Here is a 402-nt window from a genome sequence, read left to right as displayed (position 1 = left end):
GGGCGGGCGGGAGCCTTGAGGCTGCGGATGAGCTGCGTGTTGAGGCTCACTTCTTGTACACCCCCTGCTCGCCGAGCAGGTGCGCGAACTTGTTCGCGCCCAGGACGAGACACACTCCGATGGCTCCCTTGACGAGGCCGACCGCGGCCGCGTAGCTGAAGTCGCCGTTCTGGATACCCATGTTCCACACGTAGGTGTCGAGGACCTCGCTGGCTCCCGCGCCGACGGCGTAGCGCTGGAGCAGGAACTGCTCGAATCCGACGCTCAGCGCGTCGCCCACCCTGAGGACCAGCAGCAGCGCGATCACCGGGCGCAGCGCGGGCAGCGTGACGTGCCACATGCGGCGCCAGCGCCCGGCGCCGTCCATGGCGGCGGCCTCGTACAGGTCGGTGCTGACCGCGG

Annotated in this window: 1 protein-coding gene; it reads right to left on the bottom strand. The window is 69.7% G+C overall.

Going from position 1 to position 402, the window contains the following annotated elements; all coding sequences use genetic code 11:
* Positions 1–46 precede the first annotated feature (46 nt).
* On the bottom strand, positions 47–402 hold a 356-nt coding region (locus ADK36_RS11835; protein ID WP_159391118.1), incomplete at its 5' end, for an ABC transporter permease subunit.

Origin of the sequence: Streptomyces viridochromogenes (assembly GCF_001270495.1) — a bacterium.
Taxonomy (GTDB): Bacteria; Actinomycetota; Actinomycetes; order Streptomycetales; family Streptomycetaceae; genus Streptomyces; species Streptomyces viridochromogenes_A.
The sequence above is the reverse complement of the archived record's forward strand: the minus strand, read 5'-3'. Positions and strand labels throughout refer to the sequence as shown.